Source organism: Sediminitomix flava (assembly GCF_003149185.1).
Taxonomy (GTDB): Bacteria; Bacteroidota; Bacteroidia; order Cytophagales; family Flammeovirgaceae; genus Sediminitomix; species Sediminitomix flava.
Map to the genome: position 1 here is coordinate 201,246 of NZ_QGDO01000007.1, position 25,446 is coordinate 226,691.

The 25,446-nt window shown below is 35.3% G+C and carries 12 protein-coding genes; 11 read left to right on the forward strand and 1 reads right to left on the reverse strand.

Annotation, left to right across the window (positions count from 1 at the left end):
* The first annotated feature begins 29 nt into the window (after nt 1-29).
* From BC781_RS21370 to BC781_RS21385, 4 genes are all read left to right on the forward strand, one after another.
* Nucleotides 30-1,601 (forward strand): PCMD domain-containing protein, encoded by a 1,572-nt coding sequence (locus tag BC781_RS21370; protein WP_109621760.1) that lies wholly within the window; start codon nt 30-32, stop codon nt 1,599-1,601.
* Between the two features lie 225 nt (nt 1,602-1,826).
* Nucleotides 1,827-2,354: a hypothetical protein gene (locus BC781_RS21375; RefSeq protein ID WP_109621763.1), complete on the forward strand. Its 528-nt coding sequence runs from the start codon at nt 1,827-1,829 to the stop codon at nt 2,352-2,354.
* 506 nt (nt 2,355-2,860) lie between these two features.
* The gene (locus tag BC781_RS21380) at nt 2,861-4,174 is read left to right on the forward strand and encodes a serine hydrolase domain-containing protein (protein WP_109621765.1); all 1,314 of its coding nucleotides are present in this window, start codon (nt 2,861-2,863) and stop codon (nt 4,172-4,174) included.
* An 88-nt stretch (nt 4,175-4,262) separates the two neighbouring features.
* A complete protein-coding gene (locus BC781_RS21385) occupies nt 4,263-5,543 on the forward strand; it encodes a serine hydrolase domain-containing protein (protein WP_109621767.1) in 1,281 nt (426 codons plus the stop codon).
* A gap of 162 nt (nt 5,544-5,705) precedes the next feature.
* Here the strand turns inward: BC781_RS21385 and BC781_RS25890 are convergent, their stop codons facing one another.
* The gene (locus BC781_RS25890; protein ID WP_158281550.1) at nt 5,706-6,023 is read right to left on the reverse strand and encodes a mechanosensitive ion channel domain-containing protein; all 318 of its coding nucleotides are present in this window, start codon (nt 6,021-6,023) and stop codon (nt 5,706-5,708) included.
* A 480-nt stretch (nt 6,024-6,503) separates the two neighbouring features.
* Between BC781_RS25890 and BC781_RS21395 the strand changes: the two genes are divergently transcribed.
* The 7 genes from BC781_RS21395 to BC781_RS21425 all read left to right on the forward strand — a co-directional run bounded on the left by BC781_RS21395 (nt 6,504) and on the right by BC781_RS21425 (nt 25,180).
* On the forward strand, nt 6,504-7,760 hold the full coding sequence (locus BC781_RS21395; RefSeq protein WP_109621771.1) for a serine hydrolase domain-containing protein: 1,257 nt from the start codon (nt 6,504-6,506) through the stop codon (nt 7,758-7,760).
* 382 nt (nt 7,761-8,142) lie between these two features.
* On the forward strand, nt 8,143-9,339 hold the full coding sequence (locus tag BC781_RS21400; RefSeq protein ID WP_109621774.1) for a helix-turn-helix domain-containing protein: 1,197 nt from the start codon (nt 8,143-8,145) through the stop codon (nt 9,337-9,339).
* 386 nt (nt 9,340-9,725) lie between these two features.
* A complete protein-coding gene (locus BC781_RS21405; RefSeq protein ID WP_109621776.1) occupies nt 9,726-11,501 on the forward strand; it encodes a coiled-coil domain-containing 22 family protein in 1,776 nt (591 codons plus the stop codon).
* A gap of 147 nt (nt 11,502-11,648) precedes the next feature.
* Nucleotides 11,649-14,723: a SusC/RagA family TonB-linked outer membrane protein gene (locus BC781_RS21410; RefSeq protein ID WP_109621778.1), complete on the forward strand. Its 3,075-nt coding sequence runs from the start codon at nt 11,649-11,651 to the stop codon at nt 14,721-14,723.
* An 11-nt stretch (nt 14,724-14,734) separates the two neighbouring features.
* Complete coding sequence (locus BC781_RS21415) at nt 14,735-16,144, forward strand: RagB/SusD family nutrient uptake outer membrane protein (protein ID WP_109621781.1); 1,410 nt, start codon at nt 14,735-14,737, stop codon at nt 16,142-16,144.
* Between the two features lie 36 nt (nt 16,145-16,180).
* Nucleotides 16,181-17,626, forward strand: coding sequence for an FISUMP domain-containing protein (locus BC781_RS21420; protein WP_109621783.1), 1,446 nt, complete (start codon nt 16,181-16,183; stop codon nt 17,624-17,626).
* Between the two features lie 39 nt (nt 17,627-17,665).
* Nucleotides 17,666-25,180: a S8 family serine peptidase gene (locus BC781_RS21425; protein ID WP_109621785.1), complete on the forward strand. Its 7,515-nt coding sequence runs from the start codon at nt 17,666-17,668 to the stop codon at nt 25,178-25,180.
* The last annotated feature ends 266 nt before the right edge of the window (nt 25,181-25,446 follow it).

The window sequence follows — 25,446 nt, forward strand, 5'->3', positions numbered from 1 at the left end:
CGCATAAGTTTAGCCCATAAAGTTTAGTCATGAAAATAAACAACACAACATATATACTCTATTGCCTCTTATTCGTTTTAGCCTCTTGTATTGAAGACGATACGGATTACCCAATTATCAATGGAGAGTTTTTAAGTTTCAGTGTAGAAGGACAAACAAAACCTGCTGTCATTGATCTAGAAACGAGAACTGTGACCGTTGAAGTCGAAGATGAGGTAGAGCTATCCTCGGTGAAGATTTTAGAATACAGTATTACAGAAGACGCATCCATTCAGCCAGAAATGGTAGAAATTGACGATTTCTCAGAAGCCAAAAATTATGTAATCTCTACTTATCAAGATTATGATTGGACAATTGAAGTCAGATATGGAAAAGCATTTGTCACAGCTATCGAAATTGAGAATCAAGTAGGAGAACCTCTGATCGATAATCATGCACAGAACATCACCCTTTTTGTAGAAGAGGGAAGTTCTGACCTTGAGGATATCAGACTGACAACATTTGAAGTGTCAGAAGGAGCAACTGCATCACCAAACCCAATGGAATTGACCAACTTCTCTGAACCTGTAGAAATCACCATAGTTTCTGCTTATGGAGAAGAAAGTGTTTGGCACATTGAAGTAAAATATGAGCCTGTCTTAAAATCTTTCACGATAGAAAATGCATTAAATGATTCTATTTATGTATCTCACAACATTATAGAAGTGACTATGCCAGTAGGTACAGATCTTTCAAAGCTCACAGTTTCTGATTTTGAGCTTCAAGAAGGAGCAACTGCATCACCAGATTTAGGTACAATTTCAGACTTATCTACACCACAAACGGTTAAGATTACTTCTGCTCAAGGAAATACACAGGATTGGATAATTAGAGCCCAAGAAGCACGACAAGTCGAATTTTCTATGTTTGATGATTGGTTTTCTACGGATGTAAAGAATTTATTTGGTAATGTAAAAGGTCAGTATTATTTACCAGGTAATGACGAAAGCTCTGTTTGGGGAAGTGGCGATATTGGGGCAGCTATGAATACTGTTGCAGCAAATACCATTTCAGCTCTTGAAGATAACGGAACAACATATGCTCATTTGGAATCAAAATCTGTTCTCGGAGTACTAGCGGCAGGTTCACTGTTTACAGGTACGATGGAAGCTGATGGACTAATTCCTAAAACAAACTTTGGAATGCCATTTACAGAGCGTCCGTTAAGCTTTGAATTAGACTATAGAGCAGAAATGTTAGAAAAAGATGGTTATCAAGATGGCTATGATATCTATATCCTTCTTCAAGTAAGAGAAGGAGAAGGCGATAATGAAAAAAGATATCGATTAGGTACAGCTTGGTATCGCTCAACGGAATCTGTTGATGATTGGACGCATCTTAAAATTCCTGTAGAATATGGGGAGTTAATTTCTGATTTCCCAAAATATATGGAGCCAAATCCTGATAATGAATTTAGTCCTGAAGAAGGGTATTGGGATGATCCGACAGCTGTTCCAACCCATGCTATTGTAGTTTTCTCATCTAGTTACGATGGAGATAACATGAATGGTGTTGTAGGAAGCTCTTTAGAAATAAATAATGTAACTCTGGAATATAAGTAATATTATTCCTGATCAAAAAGTTGTGGGAGTTGGTAGAAACATTTCTATCAATTCTCACATCTTTTTTATATAAAAAGGAAATGACTAAAACATGTAAATGCTTGGCAAGAATATGTAAATCATTGATTGCAAAAATCATGAAATTTGAACCATCATAAAAACGAGGTAGTAAAGCCCTGCCTAGTTGAAATAAATCAATCTTTAAATTTTCTATATACACACACAATGAAACTTAGTCAGTTTTTAATCATCGACATCGGGTTATTACTCGGAATGTTATTTCCAAAGAAATCAAAAGGTCAAGAAAATTATCACAAATTGAGTAATGAGGCACCCAAAGTGTCTGAAGTAGTTCATTCTGAAATTGAAGAAAATAGCTTCATCATTGATCACTCAAAAGATATTCAGGAACAGATTGACAACTTAAACTTTCACTTAAGTGAAGTATATGGCGGTTATTATAATCTACATTTACTAGATATTGTCAATCTGCCAGCTGATGAATACGAAGAAATTAGTTTTTTCCCATTTATCATTTTCAAAGGAAAGAAAAAGGAAATCATAGAAGTTAATCAAGAAGTTAATCAAGAAGTTGTAGCGGTTCAGCCAATACCACAAAGAAAAAAAGTGGAACAAGCACATCAATTTTACGGACCTAGTAGTAATGATGCCTTTCAATCAAACACTGAGCAACACACTACATTCTTGATTAAATCAATTCCTTTTAAGCATAAAAAGCACAAAAGGTCATAATCAAGTAGCTATACTTTTTAAATAAAGACCAAAAGAGCATTCTATAAAGTCGTTATCGATTCATTTCGATAACGACTTTTTTTGGTTCTAATTAGTTTTTCCCATTTATCATTTACTGAGCAACACACTACATTCTTGATTAAATCAATTCCTTTTAAGCATAAAAAACATAATAGGTCATAATCAAGCAGCTATACTTTTTAAATAAAGACCAAAAGAGCATTCTATACAATCGTTATTGATTCATTTCGATAACGGCTTTTTTTAGTGCTAGAAAAATTCAGCGTTTTAATGTTTATTGACAAGCTTAGAGCAATTTGACGATAATGTGCAAACTTTTAAAAAGACTGTATACTACTTGACGTTTTTGTATAAATTCTTGAGCAGACGATATAAATTTTTATCGTGATAAAGGGCGTCATTTGTAATATCAAAAATAACCAAAGGAATTATTCATCAATGATTCTGATAATTTCAATCAATTAAATATTCAAACAACTCATATCATGGTAAAGAAAATGAATTCCCCAGAAAAATCGACTGCCAATATTATTGAGGCAAAATCTGAAAGCTTGAAAAGTAATATTTCACTTGAACAAGTTCTAAAAGTAAGTGAGTATTTCAGTCAGCCAGAAAACAAAGTAAAAATGCAGTTCCCCGATGATATGTCTGCATATGCTTGGATAGAACAATCAAAATTCTATCCTACGGCTCAAGTGATGAGAGAAGGACAAGTTAGTGAATTACCATATGCTATAAATGCAGCTATAGGAGACGTTACATACAAAGATAAAAATGATCAGTTTGTCAGTGTCGATCAACATTTTGATCAAAAGCCAATAGATTCAATGGTAGTCGTTAAGAATGGGAAGATTCTTTATGAACGCTATAAAACAATGCGTGAAAATGATAAGCATATTTGGTATTCCATTTCAAAAGTTACAGGGTCAACTATGTTAGCGTTCCTTGAACATGAAGGCAAGGTTGATGTTCAAAAATCTGTCGCGTATTATTTGCCAGAACTTAGTGGTTCCGTTTGGGATACGGTTAAAGTGGAAGAAGCCTTAGATATGGCAACAGGCTTGAACGGTACAGAGCATGATGAACAAGAGCAAACTTCAAGAACTGACCCTCACGAAATTTGGTATAGATGGGCTGTAACTTCTGAGGTTGGTATCTTAATTGATCCTCTAAATAGAAATGAATCATGGGTTGATGTTTTACGCTCAATGGAACGAAAAACACCAGGCCATCAGAAATTTGAATATAATTCGATTAATACTTTCGTAGTAAATAGAATTGTTGAAAGAATAGGAGAGAAGCCTCTTTATGAACAGTTCAGTGAACGTATTTGGAGTAAAATAGGAGCAGAGCATGATGCTTATTATTTAGTGAGTCCTTCTGGAAATACACTTGGATTCTTGGGTGTAAATTCTACGCTCAGAGATTTAGCAAGATTTGGAATGGTATTTACACCAAGTGCAGAAAAAATAGCAGGTGAAAAGTTAATTCCAGATGCGATTATGGAAAAAATTTATGATCGTACTTACCAAGATATGTATGATAAAGGATGGATTGGTAAGAAAAATACGGTTTCTTTCTATGACGATGCAGGAAAAATATCTAACCGTTATCAATGGGACGGAGTCTTATCCGATGGTGATATGTTTAAAGCAGGAGTTGGAGGACAAGGTTTATACATTTCCCCTAAAAATGATACGGTAGTTGCTTGGTTTTGTACGAATAATGGCGAAGGTCAAGAAGAAGCTATGGCGAGAGCAATTGTAAAAGCTCTTTCCAAAGAAAATAAACAAGACTAATAAAATATTTTAAACATATTTCACTCAAATAATCAGCTCCATAAGAGAGATTTATTTAATAAAAATAAATTAAACACCACCCAATATTATGAAAACTCAAAACGAACAATCTAATAAAATTTTCTTGAGCGGAATCACTGAGTCTACTACGCCTATTTCAAAAGCTAAAAATCCATTGTCTCAATCCCGAATTCAAGAAATACGTGATAGATATAGTGTACCCAATTGGCAATCGGCAGGGGATGATGGTGTATATATTAACCTTCATTATCCTTCTTTCAATAATACGGATATTGTAATGCCTTCATGTCCTGTAAAGGAAATTGAGCGAAATATTTCCGCAGATTTGAAGCATTTCAGATTTAATATGAAAGATGGTTCAGATTCTCAAACAGTTGATGAGTATGTTAACGGAGATTATGGGCGTGTGCAAGCACTAGTTATGGCGCATAAAGGAAAGATCGTCTATGAGGCATATCCTGGTATGAATCCTAATAATTTTCATATTTGGATGTCTACTTCTAAAACTGCAGTTGGAACAGTATGTCTTATGCTTGAGGAAGATGGTATTTTAGATTTAGATAAGTCTATTACAGATTATGCAAAACAACTAAAAGGTACTGCATGGGATAAGGTATCTGTAAGAAATGCATTGAATATGGCATCTGGTTTGGATATTGAAGAAACCACTGAGGCTTTCTCTGATCCAAATAGTTGGATTGAACAGTTTTTTGCAGCACTTATGGAAGATCAAAAAGTTGGTTGGATAGAAATGTTACGTCAAGCTAAACCTATTGATGGTATTGCTCCTGGTGAAAAATTTCAATATTCGACAGCTATTACTCAAGCATTGATGCTTGCCTGTCAAGATGTTACGGACAAATCTTGGGTTGATCTGTTTAATGAAAAGATTTATTCTAAAATCGGTGCTCAAAATCCATTTATGATAGGCTTAGCGACAGATGGAGGCGCAGTTGCAGGAGGTGCTAATTTGACAACTCCTGAAGATATGATCAGATATGCCATGTTATATACGTCTAGTTGGAATAAAGTAGCTGATGAAAAAGTTATTTCTGATGAATTACTTCATAAAATTCAAACTTTAGGACAGCCTGAGGCTTATAAAGGAACAAACGAAGAATCTTATTCAGAAATATGGTTTGGAGAAAAAGCTGAACGTAATTCAGCGCAATGGGATGCTGTATTTGCGGATGGAGCAATGTTTAAGCATGGAAATATGCACCAAGGTATATATGTAGACCCTGCTAGAGATTTTGTTGCAATGGCTTTTGCTACTTGTCCGAATGATCGAGATGATTATACACCTGGATTTATGAGAGAAGCAGCAAAAATATGTGCTGGTAAATGATTCAACTAAGCTGAGTTGAAGGAGAATCTATATTCTCAACATTCCAAAGTGTTTATCAAGCCTAATAGGCTTTAAATACTTACAAAATAAAAGAGCTACAAAAGGTATTCATCTAAACCTTTATGTAGCTCTTTTACATTTATGTAATTCGTATTCTGTTAATTAGACTTTTCTCTTTTTGATACTTTTCTGTATAAAAATATTGTTTGGTAAAATAATTTCATCTCCTTCATCAGTCAAGACTGTGACAAAGAATAGCCCGATGTCAATTACTTTTCCTTCCAATTCATATTCTTTTCCCTCAAGAATTGTGATGGAATCATTTAATCTGATAGGATGGCTGAAGAATAAAATAATGCTAGAGGTGATATTGGAAAGTAAGGACCATTGTGCAAAAAAGGCAACTCCAATAATAGTGAGTACAGAACCTAAAAACACCACTAATTCAGATTGATCTACTCCCCAAATCACTGAAATCATGATGAGGCTTATTGAGATGAAAATTATGTTTACAACTCTTTTAATCAATTCCCCTCTGAATTTGAGAAGCTGTTTATTGTTTAAGGTTTGATTGATCAATTTATAGCATATATTCTTGACGAGAAGATATAATATAAAAACAGAGATCGTTTTGAGAATATTTATCTGATATAATTCCATTTACTTACTTCTATATTTTGTAAGCAAAATACAAGTTTATTTTCTAAGCTTTAAGTACTGAGTTAAATATTAAATAGGATTCAGTTTTTAAGAAACGTGACTTGACGATTTTATGCATTTCGTTGATCATTTTGTGCAAATGACATTAGCCTAAAAGACCCACATTTGTAGTATCAATTACAAACGAAACTACAAGAAAATACCATGGTGAAAACGCAAAAAAGGACACAAGAATAAAACACTCAATCTATTGATTAATCCTTAAAAAAATGGAGAACTAATTTAAATACCCTTATACAAATGAATAACTCAAATAATAAATCAGAACAACTTCCCATAGCTGAATTTAAAAATGGATTCACTTTAGAGCAGTCTAAGCAGTTTAGAAATAATCGTGAGCTATCTTCTTGGCTTGGGGGGGGAGATGCCTCCGTTTGGGTAAACCTGAAAGCAACAGAAGCGTTTCCTTCTACAGCATATGTTCCTAATAGAAAAGCTGTGAAAGAATTACCTAAAGAAATCAATCCAGAGATAGGAAAACTTGTCACAGAGACTAATAATTTGGGAGAAATTTCATTAGATGATTTCATGGTTCATCCTGATAGTAGGGCACAAGCTTTTATGGTTATTCATAAAGGGAAAATTGTTTATGAAAACTATCCTGCTATGCAACCTACAGATAGTCATATTTGGATGTCTACTGCTAAAGTTCTTCCAAGTTTAATTATTGATCTTCTTATCGCAGAAGGAAAAATGGATGAGTCTAAAACAGTCGGAGAATATTTGCCTGTTTTTAAGGATACAGCATGGGAAAATATAAGTGTACTTGATGTATTAGATATGACCACTGGTCTAAACATTGAAGAATTACAAAATGGCACTTGGTATGCCCCTGGTTCTATTGCTCAAAGAATGTTATCTGCCGAATTTGGTTTACCATACGAAGGTAAAGTTGAAGATTTTACGGAAGTACTAAAAGATGCTAAGAAAGTTCGTGAAGCAGGTGAACAATATGATTACTCATCAGTGGCTACACAGGTACTTGTACTTTTAGCTGAGTCTGTGACTGGTGAACGTTGGGCACAAACTGTTGACAAAAGGATTTGGTCCAAAATGGGTGTAGAGGCGCCACTTTTAGTACATACTACTCCTGATGGTATTGCGATGGGACATGGGATGCTTTCTAGTCGATTGACTGACTTTGCTCGTTTTGGGATGTTATATACACCAAGTTGGAATAAGGTTACAGATGAAAAAATTGTTAGTGATAACATTCTAAAACGAATTCAGACAGGTACAAGAAACCTTGATTTTTTCATGAAAGGTTCAGGACCATTAAGGGTATCTCAGCTCAATGATGATACTATGATTGGAAGTAGCAGACAATGGGATTCCGTTTGGACCGATGGTGATTTATTTAAATCTGGTTTCCAACAACAAGGACTTTATGTATCTCCAAAACGGGATTTAGTGATTGTTCACTTTTCTGTAAACGGACCTGACGATTCTATTAAACACTTCCTTCGTCCACTTGCAACTTCAGGTTTATTTGATTGACCTAATTAATGCTTTCTGAAAAGAATATTCCTTATTGATTCTCTTAACACTTTAGGTGTATACGATAAAAAGTATGCACCTTTTATTCATTATTTCAGATTAGGATTTATTTATTAATAGCACTAATAATTATTTTTTAGAATAAATTAAAAATGTCAAAAAAGCTTTAAATTTTAATTATTTTAAAAATCATTTGAATTTTTAGGTGTATTCTTCCATAATATCTCGTTAACTTAGAATGCTAAACCTTCAAGTTTTGAGTAAAAATCTTTGACTTTGCTTGCTCCACCACGCCAAAATTAAGTTTAAGCAAAGGTTAGAAATTAGTAAATGTGTGAAGGTAATAAAGGACTATATCAAAAGACGATAACAAACAACATATATGATCTTAGAGAGTTACTTTAAGTTAAGTTTATTGATGGGGGCAGTACTAGCCTTCCTGTTAGCAATGTATCTAGTATTTTATCCAGGGAAATTCTTTCCGAATAGAATTCTAGGTGGCTTAGTACTAACATGGTCAATAACAGTAACAGGTTTTATTGTTCAAGACCTTTCTTTTTTCTTGAATTATCCTCATGCTTTTGCCTCATTTGATGTATTTACACTACTTTTCTTCCCTTTAATGTATCTCTACATTAAGTATTTTGTACATCGAGAACAGAGAGCTGGCACTAAAGAAATTAAACATTTTATACCTGCTATTTTATCATTGATAGCTTTTAGCCCTTTTTATTTATTATCTGGGGCTGAAAAAAAGGATTTATTGATAAATGGAATGCCAGAATGGTTTATACAATGGCAGGGTATTTTTAACTTGGTAATCATTGGGCAGGGAGTATTTTATTCTATTCACTGTTTGAGAGCATTATATTATTATCAGCATGTTCATGAAAATGTACTGACTTCTTATCAGCAGACTGCTCTGAAGTGGTTAAGATTTTTTGTCATTGTAAATATTTCTTTATGGATGATAGGTGCATCGGGTGCATTTCTAGAAATAATAGGGATCACTCCACCTACAGATTTATTCAATATATTCTATGCAGGTCTTACGGGTTTAACCATCTTCTTAAGTGCTTTTACTATAAAAAGACCTGAGTTGTTTTCTGAAATTGATATTCGAAAGAGAGAGATAGTTGAAAGCGATGCTAATGATTTAATTGAAGTAAAACAGGAAGAAAAGCAAGAAGAAGACCGCTTAGAAGAAAGCGAAGTTAAAGCTCAATCCACTGCTAACATTGAAGATTATCAGAAACTGATTGCATTTATTGAGAAGGAAAAACCTTATCTTAAAAATGATTTAAAAATGCAAGATTTAGTGGATGCGACAGATATTTCTTATAAAAAGATATCAGAGACCTTTAATGTATATCTCGATAAATCGTTCTATGAAACGATCAACGAATATCGTTTGGAAGAAGCTGTAAGATTAATCCATGAGAACTATCACCTTCAGTATACACTTCCGCATTTAGCTGAAATGGCAGGCTTTAATTCTAAGGCTACTTTTAATAGAATCTTTAAAAAGTACAAAGGAAAAACACCAACACAATACATACAATCTTTAGAGTCTGAATGAGGACTTGTAGTTTAATGTTAATAGTATTTATTGATTGAGTTTTTTATAAATAAAGGAAGGAGAGTCCATCATTTGGTCTCTCTTTTTTATTGTATTTATAGCACGCAACATAGTGTCATCGTGTCACTAAGCGATTTCTATGAATTTATGATTAATAAAAATTAAAAAATGTTTAAAAAAGAAGTGTCTCACATATCGCACTGTAAACCAATATTATACTATTACTTCTTTAAATTGTAAATCTTTACAAACTGTATCACTGAATGCAGTGATACAGCAATTCGGTTAGAAAGACAGTATTTCATCAGCTGAGAATTAGCTTTGTAGAAAGTGTTAGACAAATGTTTAAACCAATTCTAATTTTTTATTACTAATTCTTTAATACTATGAAGAAAAAAATTATTCTTTGTACAGCTCTAGTAGCGTCTCTAAGCTTCACTAGCTGTGTAAATGAGGATCTAGAAAATCTACAGAATCAAATTGACGAACTAAACGAAAAAGTTGTAGACCTAGAGGCTTCACAAGAACAAGCACTTTTAGCTGCCATTGCACAGATGGAAGCTACTATCCAAGCACTATCATCTACAAATGCTGAGCAGTATGCTACGCTATTAGCAAGCTATGAGGCTATTCAAGAAGAAGTAGCACAAAACAAAAATGCAGTTTACTACGGTAGCCTTTTAACAGATGCTGATTATGCTACTTTCACGGCTCAAGGTGCTACGATCGTAACAGGTAAAGTAACTGCAAGTACTGCAGAACATGTATCAGCTCTAGCAAATGTAAGAGTTGTTGGAGGCAATCTTGACCTTACTGTTTTCTCTGATGTTACTTTTGAAAACTTAGAAACTGTAGGTCAGCATTTAGATTTATCAGGTAGTACAGACGAATCAAGCGTTAGCTTTCCAATGCTAAACTCTGTTGGTGGTGCTGTTTATGTTAATGCCAACGAAGGTTTGAAGTCTATCTCAGCTGACGAACTAGTTTTGGTTAGTTCGGATCTAATGATTACTGAAAACCCAATGATGTCTTCAATTTCTTTTGAGAAACTTGCTCAAGTGGGTGGATTGAATATTGAAGGTGAACCAGGCTCTGATGAAGATATAATGGGGCCATTAAGATCCTTTAATATTGGTATGCCAAATGTTAATGGTTCTGTTAGTGTAATGTATGTATTTGGCGGTATGCTAAACTTGGGGACAATTGATGGTGACTTGAGTGTAGAACATGCATTGTTTAGTGAAATAACTTCAACTACTCAGAGTCTATCAGGTCTAAATTTGTACAATCAAGGGACTTCAACTTTATCATTTGAAAATTTGGAGGAAATTGTTAATAACTTGAGAATTGAACAAGCACATTATGAATTCATCGATCCAGATGGTGGTTTTGGTACTTGGGGCACTCAAGCATCTACTTCTGTCTTTTCTGAAGAGTTAGAAAATGGAATGATGGAATTCCCTACTTTTTCATCTCTAGAATACATAGGTGGAGAGTTGAATATTAGTGGTCAAGGTTTTGATCAGCTTACTACTGTAGATGCTTTTAATAAAGTCCTTTATTTAGGAGGTTACAATAATAATTTCCAATTAAAAAATGCTAATCTAGAATCTGTAAATGTATTTAATGCATTAGAGGAGTTAGCACAATGGGGTGGTATTATTAATGTATCTGTTGATGCCAATTGGTTTGTTGGTTTTAATAATCTAGTAAATGCTCAAAATACTGATATTTACATGACCTTAAATCCAATTCAACCTAAATACGATATAGGAGCTGGGGAAGATGGTCTAGTGTATTTAGAGGGCGTTGATTATGAGACTGCTAAATTAAATGCATTTAATAATCTACAATCAGCAAAAACATTGAATCTATATGCAATGGAAGTTACTGAGGTAAGTGCTTTCTCTAGTTTGACATCATTAAATACTTTCCACTGGAGCACATATCTAACACTTACTCTGCCTATGGATTCGGATTTATACTCATGTTCACTAGGTGGTTTGTTTGATATGGTTTCTAATTCAGATGGATCTAATATTTCAATTGCATACAAGGGTGAATCTCCTAATAACCCTGGTTTATATGTAAGATTGGTAGTAGAGGATGAGGTAGCCTTTGCCCAAGAAAAAATTGCTGCATGTGATACGGCAGCAGAATAGTTGAATTGGTTTTTAGTGTTGGGGTGATAAAAACTTCATCCCAACCTTTTTTAATTTTTGATACATAATTAGAGAGGTAGAAGGGGAGAGCTTTCCGCACTTAGATTACACACTTAATTAATTATAAACTAGACCAAAAATTATCCAATGAAAAAAATAATTGGATCACTTTTTTTTAGTCTCTTCTGTATAAACACAATTATCGCACAAAGTTTACAGGTGAAAGGAAAAGTGATAGACGAAGATGGTGAAGGTATACCAGGTGTCAATGTTTCTGTAGAAGGAACAACAACAGGAACCATCACAAATTTGGATGGTAATTACCAAATAACCATTCAAAATGAAAGTGCTACTTTGGTATATTCATTCGTAGGAATGAAGACAGCTAAAGAGCAGGTAAGTGGTCGGTCAACAATCAATGTAACAATGCAATTTGATGTGCAAGAGCTAGCCGATGTAATGGTTGTAGCCTATGGTACATCAACAAAAGAAGCCTATACAGGTGCTGCACAAGTAGTAGATAATGAGGTCTTAGAAAACAGACCAGTAACATCTTTTGAGAAAGCATTACAAGGAACTACAGCCGGTCTTATGGTGACAAGCAGTTCAGGACAACCTGGAGCGGCATCTACTGTTAGAATCAGAGGTATTGGTTCTTTTTCAGGAGGAGCACCACTATATGTTTTAGACGGTGTACCAATGAATGGCTCAATCAGTGATATTAACCCAAATGATATTGAAAATGTAACTGTATTGAAAGATGCAGCCGCATCTTCATTGTATGGTTCTAGAGCAGCAAATGGTGTAATCTTGATTACAACAAAAAAAGGAAAAGCAGGCACTACTAGAATCTCAATCAATAGCCAAGTAGGTTTTTCTCAGCGAATTTCAGATGGTTATGCTTTAATGAACTCTACTGATATTTATGAACACTCTTGGAGAGGTTTGTATAACCAAGCAATTATTAAAGATGGACTAAACGTAGATGATGCTTCTAGCTATGCTCACGAGAATGTTCAGGATATTGTTGGATTTAATCCTTTTGGTGTAGACAATCCGTTAGATGCAAATGGTAAATTGATTGATGGTACTCAAGTGATCACAAATACCAATTGGAGAGATGAGATTTATAAAACGGGAGTTATTCAAAATCACAATATCAATATTTCTGGAGGAAATGATGCTACTAAAGTATTTTTCTCTCTAGGTCAATACAGTGATAACGGTACTGTATTAAGCTCTAACTTTAATCGTTTTACAAATAAGATTAGTGTTTCTCACAAGATCAATAACTTCTTGGATGCAGGAATTAACTCATTACTTTCTTATGCAAAAACTCAAGCGCCTCCAGGTGGAACAGGCGGGTCAAACCCTGTAAGAGCAGCAGAAGTGATTAATGCAGCATCTCCTGTTTATAACGCTGATGGTTCTTATAACTGGGATAACAAAGCAATTTTTGACTTCAACCCAGTTGGACTAGCGGAACTTGATGAATATACTTACGAAACTAAAAGAGCAGTTATCAATTCATATTTGAATGCTAGAATAGGTACTAAATTTAATTTCAGAACTACACTAGGTATTGACAATAGCATTGATCAAGGTCTTACATATTACAACCCATTTAATGGAAATGGAGCAGGTGTAAATGGCCGTTCTAGTAAATATGCAGCCGACAACTTAGCTTGGAATATCTCAAACATCTTTACCTATACTGAAAAGGGTGATGATGGTGTATTAGAAATATTATTAGGTCAAGAAGCTCAAGGTACAGATTACAATTACCTATACGCAGAAGTTACAGATTTCTCTGTACCTCAACAACCTGATCTAGTATGGGGAGCTAATCCAGAGCAACCATCAAGTTTCAATTCTTCATCTACGCTAGTCTCTTATTTAGGACAGGCCAAATATGATTACTTGGGTCGTTATTATTTAAGTGCGAGTTTAAGAAGTGACGGTAGTTCTCGTTTTGGTGAAAATCATAAATATGGTTTATTCTATTCTGTTGGTGCAGGTTGGAATATCACAGATGAAGAGTGGATGCCACAAACTGAATGGTTAAGCAATTTGAAATTGAGATCTAGTTACGGTACATCGGGTAGTAATAATATCGGAAACTTCGCGAGTATGGCTCTTTATAGTAGTGGAGCTAACTATGGAGGACAGCCTGGTATTACACCTGTACAGTTAGGAAATGCAAATTTACAGTGGGAAAAAAATACAGGTTTTAACGTAGGATTAGAAGCTGTGCTTTTCACTAAATTAAGTGCTGAAGTAGAATATTATCACCGTAAATCTGATGGATTATTGTATTCTTTACCGCTTTCTGCAGGAACAGGTTTCGGTAGTATTGTAACCAACCTAGCTGCTATGGAAAACAGAGGTATTGAAGCTACAATTAACTATGATATCGTACAATCTCGTAATTTCAACAGTTCTGTTTCATTCAATATTTCTACGAACTATAACAAGATATTGGAGCTAAATACAGATCGATTAGTTTCTGGAACTAAACTATTGGAGCCAAACGCAAGTATCTATCAATTCTATATGAGAGAGTGGGCTGGAGTAAACCCAGACAATGGACGTCCAATGTGGTTTGTTAATGAGCAAGAAGATGATATTGAAGGAAGTAACCTTCCTGTTGGAGCATACGAAGATCCACTTGGTAGCGGTAGACAAGTAACTAGTGATTATGCTGAAGCAGAACGTACAAGATTAGGAACTTCATTACCCGATTTCTTTGGAGGTATGAACTACTCTCTTGCTTACAAAAACTTTGAATTAGGCTTGTATTTCTATTACAGCGTTGGAGGAAAAGTTTACAATGTAGATTATGCAACAAATATGCATGATGGTACACAACCTGGTAACAACTTAGCTAAAGAAGCTTTAAATGCTTGGACTCCTGATAATAGATTTACAGACGTACCAAGATATGTTGTCAACAACACAGACAGAGGTAACGAAATGTCTAGTAGATACTTGGAAGATGCATCTTACTTACGTCTAAAAAATATCTCTTTAGCATACAACCTACCATCAACATTATGTCAGCGCATTGGTATTCAAGGGTTAAGAACATTTATCTCAGCAGAGAATTTATGGACAATTACTGGATATAAAGGTTTCGATCCAGAACCAGCGATCAATGGTACGACAAACAGTCAAATTCCAGGTGTGAAGTCAGTTACAATGGGTGTCAAACTAGATATTTAAAAGTAAGAACGATGAAAAAATTAAAATATATCCTAAGCAGTTTACTGCTAGTCGGTCTGCTATCATGCTCTGATGAGTTTTTAGAACGTCAACCTTCGGATTCATTACCTGACGATAAAGTATTTGATTCTTATGTAACTGCAAGAGCTGCATTAGTAGGGGCTTACGATCAGATGAGTGTTTATTCATTTGAAGGTTTATTTCTACCAATCATGTCGGATATTATTGGTGAAGATATGATGATCAATTCAGTGAACAACTGGAACTGGTTTGTTGCGGTCTATCAAATGGAGGTATTACCTAATTATACATTTGCAGATTCTCCATGGTGGGTAGCTTATAAGCTGATTTATGATACAAATATGATCATAAGAAATGCATCTAATATTCCCGATGCAACACCAGACCAGATTGATGATTTGATTGGACAGGCAAGAGCATTAAGAGCATATACTTATTTGAAGTTGGTTGAAGTTTATGCACCTGCTTATGCTCAAAATCCTCAAGCTCCATCTGTATTGTTGGTTGAAGATATTCGTGAAATTGAAGAGGAGGATTTACCAAGAGCGTCACTTGATTTAGTATATGATTTAATTGTAGATGACCTTGAACAAGCTATTGATCTTTTAGACGAAAGTGATGACAAAGGTTTTTACGATAAAAGAGCAGCAAGAGCCATTTTAGCAAGAGCATACCTGAATATGGGTATGTGGGAAGAAGCCTTGGAAATGGCTACTCTAGCTGTAGAAGGTATTTCTTTAATGTCTCAGTCTGAGCTGATGTCTGGATTTATGACAAGAAATGCTGAAACTATTTTTAGTATAGCTTACACTCAAAATGATAATAATATTTACCTAACAATTCCATCTTTCTATTGGCCTGTAGCAGGATATAGTTCTATGCGTGCCAATGATGAATTCGTGAAGTTATTCTCTTCTCAAGATGTAAGATCGGGTCATTTTTATAAAGATAATTTGATTGATCCAGACCGCACGATGCTATTGAAGTTTGGCCATAATCAGATTGTTGGTAATGCAGAACGTATTGTGATCAGAGGTGCAGAGATGTATTTGATCATTGCTGAATGTGAAGCTGAACTAGGCAATTATGCGAATGCTCAAGAAGCATTATTTAAAGTTCAAAACCGTGCTGACCTTACTTTACAACAGTCTAATGCTGAAGGTCAAGCCTTGATTGATGAGATTCTATTGGAAAGACGCAAAGAACTCTTTGGTGAAGGATTCAGATGGAACGATATCAAAAGACGCCAATTGCCTTTCACTAGAAAAGGAGACCATTGGGTAAAATTTGATTTCTCGGCTCAAGATGATGACTACTACCGATTGACTTTTCCAATACCTCAATCAGAAATTGATGCCAATAACACACTGAGTGGGAGTGATCAAAACCCTGGCTATTAATAGCTTATTTTTAGTATTTATTCAAACAACAAATCTATGCTGATAAGACGTTTGTATTTATCTATTTTTTTGATGGGTTTTGTGATACTTTCTATTCAAAGCTGTCAAAAAAGTGAAGAAGTAATTGAACTCAAGCCTAATGCAGGAAAGAGTTTTATAGATATAGTTAGTAAAAACTATGCCGTTGAATTGGATGCCATCCCTTTACCCTCCGGGGTAGAGGGTACTTGGCGTATCTACGTAGGAGAGCATGGAACATTTGACGATATCAATGATCCAAAATCTAAGTTTTATGGAGAACCAGGTGAAAACTACCAATTAGGTTGGGAAGCTTCTGAAGGTGACCGTTACAAGGCCGATGTGATTACGGTTTCTTTTAAGTCATTGGAGCCAATAATTTTAATGGCAGTAGAAGACACTAGTAAAAACAATATTTCCCTTCATTTAGAGGCTGAAATGCCTGATAATGGAGAAACAGGACAATGGAGAATTGTGAGTGGAAATGGTGGCCGTCTAATTGATGAAGATAACGCGATTGCAGGTTTTGTAGGTCAACCAGAAACTGAATATACCTTAGAATGGGTACTTTCATACGGTTCTAAAGAAGCATCTACTGAATTCTCTTTTACAACAGATCAATTGAAGGCATATGCTGGAGAAGATGAACTTGACATCAAAACAAATAGAGAGTTCGAAGAAAAATATTTTACCTTACAAGCATTTTTACCTGCTGGAGCTACAGCAGAATGGAACATTTTAGAAGGTGAAGGAGGGACAGTTCTTGATAAGAATGATCCATCTTCTATTTTCCAAGGGATTCCAGATACACTTTATACCTTGAGTTATACTGTTAACTTGGATACTTACAGTTCTACAGATACACTTCAATTAAGATTTAGAGGTCTTTGGGGAGTTTGGACGGATGAGAGAGATGAACAGACTTATCGCTTTACAGAAATTAATGGGCTTGAGTGGATGACTGAAAACTATAATTATGCAGGATTACCAGGTGAGGAATCTTGGTATTATGGTCATGCTTATAGAGCAATTGTAGAAGATGGTCATCCTTTAGAAACTGAGGAAGATCGTAAGAAGTATGGAAGACTATATTCTTATTATGCGGCTCATGCTTTTGCACCTGAGGGGTGGAGATTACCAACTGTAGCGGAACTAGAGCAGTTAATGAACTCTCTAGGAGGTGATTCATTTGCGAAGCAACAAATGGTAGAAGGTGGCAAGTCTGGACTAGATTACAACTTCCCTGGTTACTTAGAAATTAATAGTAGTGGAGATCCTGCTTTTAGGAATGTCTTTAAAGGCTTAGACCAATTTGGTTATTTCTGGACGGCTGATCACAATCCATCTAGGGGATTGGCAGTTTCATTCTTTATTGGTGATGAAAGTACTATAGCAGGTATGGCCGTTCTACCTTATACATTTTTTGTAGGTTCTGTAAGGTATGTAAGAGAGGCACAGCCATAAGCCAAAATGAATTAGTTGATTACACTTAAATATCGACTCATGAAAAGATTAAAAATATTTTTATTGTTTTGGCTAATGACTGTATCTGCTACAGTTTTTGGTCAAAATAATATACCTGTAGACAATTACGTAGCAGGTAAAGTACGTATAAAGTTTAAAGAAGGAAGCTTACCTCAGCAATCTAATATGAGAGTAAGTGGACAATCTGATAATGATCCTCATATTGGATTACAAAGTGTTGATGCCGTTACAGATCGTGTTCGAGTTTCTAAAATGAAAAGGGTTTTCCCTTTTTCATCAAAACATGAAGCTAAGCACCGTAAATATGGTTTACACTTATGGTATGAATTGGATTTTAACGAAGATGAAAATCCAGAAAATATTGTAAAAGCATATGAAGGTATTGGTGAAATAGAACTTGTAAAACCAGTATTTAAGAAAATTAATTTGGGTGCTGATGCTGCAACAAAAGCTTTTAAGACTGAAGCATTGGCTGCTACTGAAGATTCGGTAAGTTTCAATGACCCATTATTACCTTCACAATGGCATTATGAAAATGATGGTTCTATTGGAGGTTTAGCTGATTATGATATTGATTTGGCGCATGCTTGGTCTACAACTACAGGTAATTCTGACGTAATTGTAGCGATTGTTGATCAAGGAGTTGACGTAAACCACGAAGATTTAAGACAAAACATCTGGGTGAATGAAGCTGAGCTTTATGGTGAAGAAGGTGTAGATGATGATGGCAATGGTTATGTGGATGATATTTATGGGGTAAACTTCAGAATTGAAGGTTCTAGTATTTTCCCAGAAGATCATGGTACGCACGTAGCTGGTACGGTTGGTGCTGTAAGTAACAACGGTATTGGTGTAGCTGGTGTAGCTGGTGGAGATGGCTCTGGAAATGGAGTGAAAATGATGTCTACGCAAGTGTTTGATTCTAGAGCACCAGGCGGAGCTAACTTTGCAGAAGCAATCGTTTATGGTGCGGATAACGGTGCCGTTATCTCTCAAAATTCATGGGGATATAACATGCCTAATTATTACGAACCAGAAGTACTAGATGCCATTAACTATTTTATTGCAGAAGCAGGTCAGTATGCAGGAAGCCCTATGAAAGGCGGTATTGTAATCTTTGCTGCTGGTAATGAAGGAAGTGAAGATATACGTTATCCTGGAGCTTTTGATGAAGTAATTGCGGTAGCAGCTACAGGACCAACAGGTTTGCCTGCTCGTTATACAAACTATGGAACTTGGGTAGATATTGCTGCTCCTGGTGGTGATATGGTAAACTTTGGAAATGATGGAGGTATCATTTCTACTTTAGCTTATGACAATTATGGACCAATGGAAGGTACATCAATGGCTTGTCCTCATGTTTCTGGGGTAGCAGCATTGATCGTATCTAAATTTGGTAATGAGGATTTCACCAACGAAGACTTGAAAAGAATTCTTCTGAACTCTGTTAAACGTTTTGACTTTGATTCTGAAGGTAAATTCGGAAAAGGTGCGCTAAATGCTGAAAGAGCTCTTCAAGATGATAACCGTATTCCGCCAAATGCTATTACGGATTTAGCAGCTAAAGAAGTATTCCATAACGAAGTTCGTTTACAATGGACAGTTCCTTCTGATGAAGATGGAAATACACCTGCTTATTACTATTTGGCAGTAGGTGAAAACGAGATCACAGCTGATAACTTTGAAAGTCAAGGACTTTATTTAGTAGAAAATAACCTTGATGAAGGTGAGAAGTTTGTTCTTCAAATTGGTGGATTCTTAAAAGAGAAAGAGTATTGGTTTGCCCTTAAGTCAGAGGATTATTTCCAAAACTTGTCTGATATCTCAAACATATTGAAGGTAACAACAACAAAGGAACCTCATTTTATGGAGTCTGATCGTCATCTGAGTTTTACAGTAGATGTAAAAGATAATGCGGTACAATCTCAAAATATGCAATTCTCTAACATTGGTGATGGAATTGTTTATTGGCAAGCATCTATCTTAAATGAAGATTATTTCTGGACTCCAGAACCTGAAGAGGAAGTAGATGAAAGTATCACCGTTGATTTCAATGCTGAAATTGAGACAAATACTGCTGTATTTTCTAAGTTAGAAACAGCTACTACAAAAGAAGTTACGCTAGCAGATGTAGAGTCTGGTGATTTAGATAATAAATCACATTGGGACAATGATGCTACTGAATATATTGCTGGTTTAAGTTATGACAACGGTACACCTCCAGCAATTTTTGCATCAACTGGTGATCCGAATGCAGGACTTATCTTTGCCACTCGTTTTGAAGTTCCTTATGATTATACCTTTAATCTGACTCACATTGAAGCTGTTCTTTACCCTGAAATCAATGATAAACCAATTATTGTTGAGATTAAGAAAGGTGGACGTGATAGTTACTTTGATGCAGAAACGGTATACGAGCAACCATACTATCCAGATACGACAAACGTATTGAAGTATTACCGTATTCCTTTATATAAACCTCAACTGATTAATGAGGATGAAGTATTTTGGGTCGTAATGCATTACCCTAAAGAAATGCAATGGCCGATGGTTCTTCAATATGGGGATTGGTATTCTTGGAATCATTTCTTGTTCTCTAGAACAAATGGTAGATCATATGAAAACAGTCTTGTATTAGCGAGTAGACCAACTGTTCCTATGCTAAATGTATTAAGTACAGGTAACGATGGTTCATATGTATTTCTAAATCCTAATTTTGGAGAATTACAAAAAGGAGAGGAAAGAGAAATTGAGACTACGATTGATGCCTCTTATTTGACAAATGGTGATCACTTGGCTTCTTTAGGGATTTACACCAATGATATTCATAAACCAGTTGTCAATATAGAAGTAAAGGTTGAAGTTACAGGTCAAGAACCTGCTCTTGATGAAGAACATGTTTATGAATTTAATATTCATGCAGATGTAGAAAATGAGCTTATACTACCTGTGACAAATACAGGTCTTGCAGACTTGAATATTACTTCTGTTGGTTTAGCTTCGGGTTCTGGTACAATCACTAAACTTTGGGAAGGTGATACACTGACCATTGCTCCTAATGCAAAAGAAGATTTACAAATGTCTTTCTCAACAACAGAACTTGGTGTCTTAGAAAGAGATATTGTATTACAGACATTAGAAGGCTATACTTTTAACTTAAGAACAAGATTATTCAGTCAAGAAGCGCCTTCAATTTTTGTAAGTACACCGTCTCCCACCATTAATGTGATCTATGGAGAAACTAAGGAAGTAGAACTAAACATTTCAAATCCTGATGGAGGTTCAGACTTAGTCTATGATTTGAGCCATTACAATACCATTGATCACCAATCTGGTATTTTAGTCCAAAAATTTGATTATTCGGTTTCAGTTGAAGAAAGAGCCAGTGAAATAGAAGATTGGAAAGTTGTAAAGAATTTTGGAAAACATTTTAACTATGATAGCACATTTCATCCGATTAAACTTGACATGCAAGTACCATTCTTCGATCAAGTTTTAGAAGGAATTAAGTTTTCTAATCGAGGTGAATTGGTTAATTACATTAACGGTGAATTGAGAGCTTTAAGGTTAGAAGATGCTTGGGTTGAAACTAGAGATGTATATCAACATACATTTGGCGATCATTCTGTCTTCCATTTTAATTGTAATGTAAAGAGACTACAAGAGAATGGTATCCGCATCATTTCTGAAGTAGAGTATCAAATCATTCTTTTCAAGGATGGTACGATTGAGTACAGATACATCGATGTAGAAGAAGGTATGGCTGATTTTGATTATACAGTAAGCCTAACGGGTCTTTCTTATGAAGATGTATTCTATTATAGAGATGAAGAAGACTCTGTAAATACCATTATGAATGGTACCGTAGTTACATTTACACCTGATGCTGGTATGTCTATGGTTTCCATGTCAGATCCTAAAACAGGAACAGTGAGAGTTGGAGCAGATGGAGTCGCTTCTGTAACACTAGACCCAGCGTCAAGAAATATGACTGCAGGTACTTACCAAGAAAATATCATCGTTCGCTCAAATACAGTAGAAGGTGAAACAATTCTTCCTATCACAGTAACTGTAGAAGGAGAGGGAGCTGTGAGTATTCAAGATAGTGTCATCTTTGAAGATGTGTATGTAGGAAGTACGAATACTGCTTATGTTAAAATCACAAATGCTGGTTCAGATGATATAACGCTAACTGGATTTAATTCTGGTTTGGAGAATGTTTTTATTGCACTTGAAGAATTTGATGAAGTTACAGGTTTAACTATTACTCCATTAAGTAATATCATGGTTCCTGTTTTGTATGATGCAACAGATGATCAAGAATTGAATGGAACATTAAGCTTCAATTTTGATAATGGTATAGAGACAAGCATTGAGTATGTTGCTGTAAAAGCTAAAGCACAATATGATGCTTCATATTCATTGTCGTTAGCAGATGATATACACGTATCTTTAAGTCATGATAATACTTCTGAAACAATCACTTTTGACTTGAACAATGAAAGTGAGAATGTTGCACTTGATTATGTATTTGTAAATAGTCTTCATGCACAAGTTTCTTCTGATACAAGAGCAATGGAAGATACTAGCTATGCTACATATTATGATAGCTATGGTTACACTTATATCGTTAGTGATTCTTCAAATAATTTCCACAGATGGGATGATATTTCAGAAAAAGGGGAGATGATTCAATTTGAAGAAGGCGAAACAATTACTACTTCAGTATTGCCATTCAGTTTACCATTCTATGAAGGTAGCTATGATTCAGTTTGGGTATCTTCAAAAGGTTATGTAGCTGTAAATGAAACAGAAGAAGAAATTTACTGGAGATTTGAAGCTGAAGATGGAATCAGTGGTATTATAGCACCATTCTGGACTGGAATCATTCCTGGAGAAGCTGACAAAGATGGTGTATATGTTTACCATGAAGAAGATAAAGTTATATTCCAATGGGAAGGTTTTACAGCTGATCCAAGTTTATTAGGTTTTATAGGTCTAGTTACTTGCCAAGTTGAGATCAACGCTAACGGCGATATTTATTTCCATTACAAAGAGGTTGAAACTTGGGGAGGCGATTTAAAAATTGGTATTGAAAGCCCAAAAGAATTCGATCTAGTTCATGATCCTAATGCGTTAATTGTTAGATATGCAGGAATCACTAATGGTTCGTCTATAGCGCTAAAAGCCCCGGCAAGATCAGAGGTAGAAAAGGGTTTATCATCTGCACTGGAATTGACAATTAGTGCTAAGAACGCATACTATACAGGTACTTACAAAGACACAGTAGCTTTATATACAAATAGCTATGCTAAACCAAGTCAATTGATTCCTGTTTCGTTTGATTACGTAGGCAAGGCTGAGTTGAAAACTCCAACAGAAATTGTTTGGGAAGAGGAAACACTATTACCTAATCTTGTAATTTCAAAAGAAATTGAGCTTGTAAATACGGGTAGTGATGATGTAACTATAGATGTTATTGATAACACAGGCTTCGGCAAATTTGATATTTATAACCAAAACAATGGTCTTAAATTAGTACGTTTGAACGGACAATTAGCCAATCCTCTAACAATTGCACCTTGGAATACTTTAGTCTTAAGAGTAGAGATTCCTGTAGATGCGATTGGTATGTTGGAAGGTGAAATTTCTTTCAGTGGAAATACTGGAGAAAACATTGTAAAAGTAAGTGCAAATATTGTAGAGCCACCTGTATTTAGTTGGGATGCAGAAGATCAGTATTTTCAAATGACGAATAGTGATTCTGCTACCTATGAATTCACTATAGAGAATACTGGAAAGACTACCCTAAACTATGAACTAAAACCTGCAGTATTTAACGTAGAAGCAGGTGAAGCTGAACCTCAGATTATAGATGAAGTTGGTCATTATTTTGTGGAAGAGCCGATTATTGCTAACTCTATTGGTCTTGATACAAAAGAACAGCCAGACGGAATATTTACTCCTTTCATTATTGTAGGTCGTCTTGCATTCTCTACACGACTTACAGCACCAGAAGGAGGAATTACGCTTACACATGTTCGTGTACATACACACTTGTCTGCCTTAGAACAGTTTGTGAATATCATGATCTACTTCAATGAGAATGAAATATTGGAAGATCACAATCCACAAACAGGGGTGAAAATGTATGATCAAAAGTATGTCATTGATCAAGTAGTAGAACAAGGTTGGGTGAATTTCCCATTGCAAGAACCAATCTTTGTACCTGAAGGACAAGTATTCTCTCTAATCACTACGCAACCAGGCGCTAGACGATTTGTAAGTTTTGAAATTAATACAGATCAAGAAGTTTTGGAAGATGTTTGGAGTGGAGTAAATGCCGATGAGAATGGAATTTTCTATTGGGGTTCAGTCGCTGGTTTAAGGTCTATGAATACTGTATATAAAATTCGTGGAGTGACGGGTTCTGGTGGAGAGCCTTGGTTTAGTGTCGATCAAGAAACTGGATCAGTTGAAGCTGGTGAAAGTGTAATGATCACTACAAAAATTGATGGTTCTAAAATTCCTTCTGGCGAAAATAAGGGTATACTTCAGGTACTAACCAACGATGTAAATACGCCTTATGATGAAATAAGTTTGAATGCTACAGTCAATGGAGCACCAAAATTTGTATTCCATCCGAATTTATATCAAGATACAGTTCGTTTGCAAGAAACAGAAGAGCAAGTATTTAGCTACTTATTCGAAGACCCTGAAGGAGAAAATATGGTATTCTCTATCGCTGATTCGGTGAGTACAGATAGTCTGAAAATCACATATGAGCAGACTTCAAATACCACGGCTAAGCTAAAAGTCGTGACGCACTATGAAAGTGAAGGCAAGTATGCAATCCCTGTAAAAGTGGAAGACGAAGAAGGAAATATGAGCATAGATAGTTTGGTATTGAAAGTATCTCATAAGAATAGAGCTCCAATGCTGAATCCTGAATATGAAGTGATCTATCTTAATTTAGCAGGAAATTCATCCATGACATTAGATCCTAATTCATTGTTTGAAGACCCTGATGGAGATGAATTCTTTGTTTATGCTGGAAATTATAATCCTGAGATTGTAGATCTGACATTTGGTCAAAGCTTAATGGGACTTCATGCTGTCTCTGAAGGTACGGCGGCGCTAGTCTTTGCTGCTGATGATACACTCGAAGATGGTTATACACTAGTTGTCATTTTCGTTGTTGTAATCAATGATCCGAATGCGATAGACGGAACACCAAGCAGTGTAGCTGCAAAAGAAATTTTGGAAAATACACCTGGACAGAGTGTAGCCTTTCCAAACCCTGTAACTGATAGTGATGTAAATATTGCATTCCATTTAGAGCAAGAAGCCAATGTTCATATGGAATTCTTTGATGTGACAGGGAAAAGACAATTAATAGAAGATCTAGGTGAAGTATCAAGTGGACACCACATCCATAGGTTGAGTCTCCCTCAACTTAGCTCAGGTATGTATTATCTGAATTTGAAAATAAACGGTGAAATCATATCTAGTCATAAAATTTCACTTCAGTAGTATAAATAGTAACCTTTACTTAATAGGCTACCTCTTTGAGGTAGTCTATTTTTTTTCTAAAAGTACCGAAAACTTGTATCATAGCATGCAGTGATACACCTACTAGCTTATAAGAATAGTAAATAAATACGCAGAATTATAGTTTTGAATCAATCTACTATTGATAGCTATTAAGAAGACCGATGATTTTTCAAGGTATTGTTTGAAAAGGATAGTAAAACTAAGCTCACTCAGAATAGCAAACAAGTTTCAATCCCCACATTCAT

Bases quoted from the DNA above. Each gene is read 5' to 3' on its own strand.
- BC781_RS21380 (WP_109621765.1), top strand. From the start codon at position 2,861: ATGGTAAAGAAAATGAATTCCCCAGAAAAATCGACTGCCAATATTATT.
- BC781_RS21395 (WP_109621771.1), top strand. From the start codon at position 6,504: ATGAATAACTCAAATAATAAATCAGAACAACTTCCCATAGCTGAATTT.
- BC781_RS21420 (WP_109621783.1), top strand. From the start codon at position 16,181: ATGCTGATAAGACGTTTGTATTTATCTATTTTTTTGATGGGTTTTGTG.
- BC781_RS21415 (WP_109621781.1), top strand. From the start codon at position 14,735: ATGAAAAAATTAAAATATATCCTAAGCAGTTTACTGCTAGTCGGTCTG.
- BC781_RS21410 (WP_109621778.1), top strand. From the start codon at position 11,649: ATGAAAAAAATAATTGGATCACTTTTTTTTAGTCTCTTCTGTATAAAC.
- BC781_RS21370 (WP_109621760.1), top strand. From the start codon at position 30: ATGAAAATAAACAACACAACATATATACTCTATTGCCTCTTATTCGTT.
- BC781_RS21425 (WP_109621785.1), top strand. From the start codon at position 17,666: ATGAAAAGATTAAAAATATTTTTATTGTTTTGGCTAATGACTGTATCT.
- BC781_RS21385 (WP_109621767.1), top strand. From the start codon at position 4,263: ATGAAAACTCAAAACGAACAATCTAATAAAATTTTCTTGAGCGGAATC.
- BC781_RS21400 (WP_109621774.1), top strand. From the start codon at position 8,143: ATGATCTTAGAGAGTTACTTTAAGTTAAGTTTATTGATGGGGGCAGTA.
- BC781_RS21375 (WP_109621763.1), top strand. From the start codon at position 1,827: ATGAAACTTAGTCAGTTTTTAATCATCGACATCGGGTTATTACTCGGA.
- BC781_RS25890 (WP_158281550.1), bottom strand. From the start codon at position 6,023: ATGATTTCAGTGATTTGGGGAGTAGATCAATCTGAATTAGTGGTGTTT.
- BC781_RS21405 (WP_109621776.1), top strand. From the start codon at position 9,726: ATGAAGAAAAAAATTATTCTTTGTACAGCTCTAGTAGCGTCTCTAAGC.